This window comes from Bacillus cereus group sp. BfR-BA-01382, from assembly GCF_022663475.1.
GTDB classification, from domain to species: domain Bacteria; phylum Bacillota; class Bacilli; order Bacillales; family Bacillaceae_G; genus Bacillus_A; species Bacillus_A thuringiensis_S.
In genome coordinates this window covers 29,005-35,878 of the sequence record NZ_JAKUFQ010000018.1, presented here as the reverse complement: position 1 = coordinate 35,878, position 6,874 = coordinate 29,005, and the positions used below count along the sequence as shown (strand labels likewise).

The window sequence follows — 6,874 nt, the reverse complement described above, 5'->3', positions numbered from 1 at the left end:
CATTGCCTTTATCACACTACGTTATAACTCGTCCAAGGATATACAATTAAGCATCACCTCAAGTTATTTTAGTCGTAATAAGTTGGCCAGCTTCATTAATAGTAACTTTCCATTTCACTCCACTAGCTGTCTTCATGATTATGCCTTTACTTGCCTCTATTTCAATATCTCCAAACATTCTTCCACCAGTTGTAGCTAACCAAGCATTCCCATTTTCCATAGAAGACCTTGCAAAAATGCGATTAATTCGAAAACGCTTATGATCTTGAGAATAACCACTTAATGTAATTCTTACTTTATATAGTTGATTCGCCTTCATATTCGATATAATTGTATCGCCTACATTTAATGGAACATCCGATGCGATAACCCAATTTCCAGTTGCGCTTAATGCATATTCAATTTTAATTTTTTTCGCGCTTTCTCCCCATCCAAAATACATTCCAAAACAATTTAACATTTGTATTGGTTTTTTCGTAAAATCCAGTTCAATGACAACTGGATTACTATCTGGAACGTCAATATAGTTTACACTTTGTTCATCTATTAAATTAAAGCAATTTGCGAGATTTCCACCGTACGGTACTTTCCCACTTACTTGCTTAACAATATACTTTTGCTGAGCATTTACTAATATATCATCTTGATTGCCTATTAAGTGAGGTTTATTTAACGTAATCGGTAACTGAATTCGAAGAGATTCTTCATAGGTAGACTTACAAACATTGTATTGCCCTTTATCTACAATAGTTGTCGAAAGCAGATTTGAAAAAAGGTAGTTACGATGAGAATTAGAAGAAAATTCAATGACAATTTGTTCACTACTCATCCGGTACGTATCCCAAATCATACAATCAAATGTATTATACGCACCTGAGCAACGAATTACTTTTTTCGTTTGTTGTCTACATTGCACTTGAATATCATGAAACGTATTTCCTGAACTTTCATTTGGCAAATCACTATTTCCATCTACTTCAATCCCATACCCGCATCCATCAATAAATATAGATTGAAATACATTGGCGTTAATCCAGCAAGGTGTATTGATATCATTTATATATTCTGTCTTCAAATGTATTGCAGTTTGAAAGTTTTTAATTTGAATAAATTTAACTTGAAAGAAACTAATAAAATCCCATGCCTTTTGACAATAAAAATGTATAGCTTTTCCTTTATACGATGGGGTTGCATTTACTATATTTATATTTGATATAACCGATTGATTAGGTACTTCGATTTGTTGTGAACCAGAAACATAAATAACAGCAGATTGAAACAATGGATTTATAACTTGAATAGTACCACCAATTACCGAAGCGTTACTTTGTAGCTCAAATGCATTAAAATCCCCATCAATTTGCAGCGTTACGGTAGGATCTAACTCTAATCTTACATTTGATTTAATAACAATTGGCTTTACAATTTTGTACGTATTTACTCCTGTAATTCTTACCGTCGAAATTCGGTTAGCTACACAATAATCAATAGCTTGTTGAATTGCTAATGAACTATCATTTCCTGAGTTCGGAACTGCGCCAAAACAATTAATATGAACGCTACTTTCTGGCACACAACCTTCTTGGGAAGAAATATATTCTGACAAAATAAATTCACTCCTCATATTACCTTTTTCATATAATATGTGAGTTCTCTCTTAAAAGTTTCTATAATAAAAAAAACAAACGACCTACCCGGTCATTTGTTTAATTCATATATATTTTTCGTTTCTTCTATCATTTTAGTTAACGAGAAATACCTCACTGCTTTCTCTCGTGCTTCGAGTCTAATAGCATTTACCTTTTCTTCATTCCCTTGTAGTTCCTCCAGTGCACTTGCGAATTCCAATTCGCAATATTCAGATACCAAAACACCTGATTCTCCATCTATTACCGCTTCATGTATTCCGCCAACATCTATTGAAACAATTGGTGTCCCTGTAGCCATCGCTTCAATTACTACCATTGGAAATACTTCACGAAAAGATAATAAAAGTAAGGCATCCATTTTCCCTATAAACTCATGCGGTTCTGAAATATTTCCTAGCATCTTTACACTTTGTCGCAATCCATATTTTTCTATTTCTTTCATAATCGATTCTTTCTCTGGTCCATCACCAGCAATATAAAACAGAAAATCATGTCTCTTTTTCAACACATTTGCAATTTTGACAAATAGTTGATGGTTTTTCTCTTTGGATAATCTAGCTAATATCCCTATTTTATATGTAGATTCTTTCTTTTTCTGCTGGAATAAAAACTTTTCAATATCGACACCGTTATAAATTGTATTTATTTTTTCTTCTGCTACATGAATTGAGATTAAATTATTCTTTTCAAACTCACTTACTGTAATAATATTGTTCACATATTTATTCATGAAATAACGAAAAAGCGTTGGCATTTTCTTTTCTAATATCGTTACATTATGTTTCGTATAAACAATTTTTATCTTTTTTTTAATAAACTTTTGAAGTAGCAAAGCATATAATACCATTCGCAAACTATTTGCATGAATAAGTTCTATCTTTCGTTTACAAATTTCGTTTCGTAAATAATAAATATTTCTCAAATGATTCCATCGACTAAGTAATATAAAATTTTCTTTTCTAGTAAGAGATTCATATAGTTCTCCATTACCTGCAGCTGTATAAATCTCAAAATCCTCATAATGCAAATTACTTTCCAATTTACAGAAATAGCTCTCGGCTCCGCCAGTTATCAATTTATCTGTCATCAACAGTATATTCATAATTGCGTCTTCCCAACTACATTGATTTTATTTTTTTTATAAGCATGATAAGCATACTTACTAAAATAGTAAAAAATTTGCACCGAATTCAGTCGTTCTTGTTCCCTTAACAATTTCCAATACCGGAAAGCTGCTCTAATTTTATTTCTAGAAACAGAATTTGTAACAATTCTATATTTTGCTAATACTTGCTGTATCCCTTTTGCTTCATACCCTTCATGTAATAAGTTCAGCCATAACGCTGTATCTTCCGGCTGTATACTAGGCATTTCGACATACGGAATTTTTTCACGATCAATCATCACTGTTAAACACCCGATAATTGTATTCCCTGCTAAATAATGATAGTCAACAGATTTTGGTACACTCACTTCGCGATTTAGTTCATTACCATTTTCATCAATTAAACTATACGACGCATATGAAAAAGCAATATTCATTTCTTCCATAAATAATAATTGTGTCTTCAATTTATGCGGCAACCATATATCATCACTATCTAAAAAGGCAATGTACCTTCCTCTCGCCTCTTGAATCGCTAAATTCCGAGCTTTAGCAGCACCGACATTTTCTTTTAATGATAATAACCTAATTCGTGAGTCTCCTTCTATTATCTCTTTAATTTTTGCGGCAGAGTGGTCGGTTGAACAGTCATCAACGATAATCATTTCCCAGTTTTCATACGATTGATTCTGTACAGATAAAATTGTCTCACCTATAAATCGTATACTATTATAAGAAGGTGTTATTACAGAAACATAAGGCGGCTCGTTATGTGCTGATAGACATTTTACCATCTATCTTTCTCCTTCCTTCATATATTGAAATATACTTCACAACAACTGCTAAAAATAAAAAGAACGCTTCGTTAATAATGAGTGACAATGACATCATCTGAAATAAAAATGCAATCATAGTCAATAGAAGGTATGGTTTTTCACGAAATAAAGTATGCTGCGCTAGCTTGAACATTAATATGAATAAAAACGCGCTATATAGAAGAAAACCAATTGTACCCGATTCAGACAAAATTTCTAAAAATGTATTGTGTACATATAATTTTTCATTAAATTGATACTCATAATAATTCGAAAAGTTAAAAGCACCGATTCCGATATATGGATTGGATAAATAATATTTAAAAGCAGCTTCCCATAATGTAAATCTACCACTTCCATTATCATGGGAAAAATCAGAGATTCGTTTATTTAATATGTCATCTAATTGGCCCCCCATTACACTATTCGATAAACTAAAAATAACTAAACTAAACAATACTAAGCTCATAATTATTTTTACTTTTTTAACGAAACTAGACATACATATATATACAAAAACGACAAGTACAAGAGCTAATATACCGCCCCTTGAAAAGGTTAATAGACTCGTCGTAACACATAAAATCAACCCTAATATATTGGTGATATTTTGTAAATTCGTCATATAGTACATAAAAAATATTGTATTATAGAAAATGAAAATATTAGGATCATCTAGCAATCCAATTAACCGTGGATATCCTCTATCAACTAATAACCCAGCAAAAATTTCTCTCTCTTCTCCACCGTATAAACCAAAGTATTGTAAACCGATTATATAGAGTATTAGACTTACAACATTAAATACTACTCCTACATAAGCAATAGATGATTCAAGTACCACTATTTCAGTATTCCCCAATAAATTCCTCATTATAAAATAGCATCCTAAAACGAGTAGCACGCCAAAAATCATACGAATACTAGCATTTAAATACATAGAAAGAATTCCACTTAAACAATAAATGAAATAAAACAGTAAAAATACAACTTCATGAAAATATAACTTTTGAATATGAAAGTCTTTAATTGTTAAACAAAAATATATGACTAAAAAAATCATATATACCTTCAATGAAAATCCAATATATAAATTGTATTTACTTAACATAACAAATAATATTAGAAGAATAATCCATCCCATCGATACTTTCATATTATTTCCCATAGGCTATATCCCCTGTTTCGTAATATAATCCTTTTTGCGTATTTTTCTTATAAAAGAAAGAAGAAGTTTTTTTAGCTCATAATCATATAGGAATATGGCAGCTACTACAATTAGTATATTAAGAACAAGCGCAATCAAATGATATGTATGCACTATATATTGCACTCCAATAAAGGTTACACCAAAATAAATTGTATACGGTATTACAATTTGGAATACAATTTTTTTCTTCACTACACTTACCGCTATATATCCCACTAAAGCGACGATTTCAAATAAAACCATAGCGTATGCCGCTCCTATCACTCCACCAATACTACTAAAGCTATAAAGCATAAACCCACCTATCACCAATGCTACACACTGCACAACAGTTCTTTTATTTTGACATCCACTCGTCGTTAAACCGTCAGCAATGGCAATATTTAAACTTTGTAGCACAATAAGAAATGATAATATTTGGAGTGGTTCTACTGCATTGCTCCATTCTTCATGAAAAAATATAGAAATAAAGTATGGTGCTAAATGATATAAACCGATCGTCATACATATTCCTACAATCGCCATTGATTTAATTTGAAGCAAATTTAATTTCGTATGCTCTTCTAAATTATTCTGGTTATAATGCTTAAAGAGCACTGGAAAAAATGCACCTGCAATTACCCCCGGTACTTGATATAAAGCTGCTGGCATCCGGTACGCCACTGCAAAAACACCTACCATATTTAATGGCAATGTATAGTTAAGCAAGATAGGCGCTAATTGTGGCGTACCCATTATTAAAAAACCGCTAATAATAAAAGGAGTTAATTGCCAAAATAACGCTTTATGAATTACGACTTTCATATTCATTTTCGTCTTTCTTCTCATGATATATATACTGAATAAACCGCCGATCATATACCCAAAAGCATATAAGCGAGCCGTTACATACACCGGTAACTCTCCGAAAATACAAAAACATGTAATTATAATAACAACCGATGATGATACAACTTTAATGAGCGCTATATACTTCATACGTTCCGTCAGTTGAAAATAGGCAATCCCTATGTTTTGCCAAGTTAATCCTATTAACATGAAAAACATTACGTTTATCATCATATAAATTAAATTTTTATCTACATACATATAATGAATAGAAATATAACCGATGATAGAAATAAAAATAAGTAGAATCATTCTTGTTTTTATATACGATGATAAAATCTTCTCTAAATCTGCTCCATCCTTTGCCCCTTCTCGAAGAAATGTATTACTAAGTCCTAAGTCTGTAAAAAATAACATAACAAACGTCACTGCTATGGCAACACTAAACATCCCATAATGTTGTGCGTTAAAAAAGTTTGCTAAAGCAATTAAACTGACAGCCTGAAGAAGGTTAGCTAAAATCGTGCTATAAAATAGATGGATAATATTATTTAGAATAGATCTACCCATACCAGTTCTCCTTTGCAAGTAACCTACTTACATATGTTGTTTGTTTACATATATATTTATCTTGCACCATTACCGTTCAATACAATTAAAACGGTCTTACATAAAATACGGATGTCCATCCGAATCGTTTTCATTTCAATATACTCCATGTCTAACCTCAACTTTTCCTTTGGATCAAGATTATACCCTCCATTTATTTGTGCCCATCCTGTTAAGCCTGGTTTTACCATTAAACGATCCTTAAATTCTGGAATATACGCATCAAATTCATTATAAAAAAACTCTCTCTCTGGTCTAGGACCTACAAAAGACATATCTCCTCTTAAAATATTTAAGAGTTGTGGTAATTCATCAATTCTCGTTTTTCTTATAAACAATCCAACTTTTGTAATTCTTTGATCATGTTCTTTTGCCCATTGTGGTCCGTTCATTTCAGCATCCTTTACCATCGACCTTAATTTAAATACATTAAACTTCTTCCCGTTTATACCTAAACGTTCTTGAAAGTAAATTGGAGCCCCTGATGTTTCTAAAGTAATCATAATACAAAAGAACAACATAATTGGTATCGTTAATAGTAACAATATGATTGAAAATATAATATCAAACAAGCGTTTTACACTTCGATTCAATATGCTAGGCTTTTCTTGAGCCGGAATCGTATACAACTTGGCTTGATTTGTTTCACGAATCATGG

6 protein-coding genes are annotated in these 6,874 nt (G+C 31.6%); all 6 read right to left on the bottom strand.

Translation table 11 applies throughout. The annotated features are described in order from the left end of the window. Positions 1-58 precede the first annotated feature (58 nt). Positions 59-1,606 (bottom strand): glycoside hydrolase family protein, encoded by a 1,548-nt coding sequence (locus MR160_RS10490; RefSeq protein WP_000006070.1) that lies wholly within the window; start codon positions 1,604-1,606, stop codon positions 59-61. A gap of 92 nt (positions 1,607-1,698) precedes the next feature. Then, a complete protein-coding gene (locus MR160_RS10485; RefSeq protein ID WP_001023692.1) occupies positions 1,699-2,751 on the bottom strand; it encodes a glycosyltransferase family 4 protein in 1,053 nt (350 codons plus the stop codon). After that, positions 2,748-3,548, bottom strand: a complete 801-nt coding sequence (locus MR160_RS10480) for a glycosyltransferase family 2 protein (RefSeq protein WP_079245312.1) — start codon at positions 3,546-3,548, stop codon at positions 2,748-2,750. The genes MR160_RS10485 and MR160_RS10480 overlap by 4 nt, the downstream gene beginning before the upstream one ends. Next, the gene (locus MR160_RS10475; protein ID WP_000527867.1) at positions 3,523-4,737 is read right to left on the bottom strand and encodes an O-antigen ligase family protein; all 1,215 of its coding nucleotides are present in this window, start codon (positions 4,735-4,737) and stop codon (positions 3,523-3,525) included. Before MR160_RS10475 ends, MR160_RS10480 begins: the two co-directional genes overlap by 26 nt. 3 nt (positions 4,738-4,740) lie before the next feature. Continuing rightward, a complete protein-coding gene (locus MR160_RS10470; protein ID WP_136803974.1) occupies positions 4,741-6,177 on the bottom strand; it encodes an oligosaccharide flippase family protein in 1,437 nt (478 codons plus the stop codon). 56 nt (positions 6,178-6,233) lie between these two features. Beyond that, positions 6,234-6,872, bottom strand: coding sequence for a sugar transferase (locus MR160_RS10465; protein WP_000617647.1), 639 nt, complete (start codon positions 6,870-6,872; stop codon positions 6,234-6,236). Positions 6,873-6,874 lie beyond the last annotated feature (2 nt).

Excerpts from the sequence above, each read along its gene's own strand:
- MR160_RS10485 (WP_001023692.1), bottom strand. The coding sequence starts at position 2,751 with ATGAATATACTGTTGATGACAGATAAATTGATAACTGGCGGAGCCGAG.
- MR160_RS10480 (WP_079245312.1), bottom strand. The coding sequence starts at position 3,548 with ATGGTAAAATGTCTATCAGCACATAACGAGCCGCCTTATGTTTCTGTA.
- MR160_RS10475 (WP_000527867.1), bottom strand. The coding sequence starts at position 4,737 with ATGGGAAATAATATGAAAGTATCGATGGGATGGATTATTCTTCTAATA.
- MR160_RS10470 (WP_136803974.1), bottom strand. The coding sequence starts at position 6,177 with ATGGGTAGATCTATTCTAAATAATATTATCCATCTATTTTATAGCACG.
- MR160_RS10465 (WP_000617647.1), bottom strand. The coding sequence starts at position 6,872 with ATGATTCGTGAAACAAATCAAGCCAAGTTGTATACGATTCCGGCTCAA.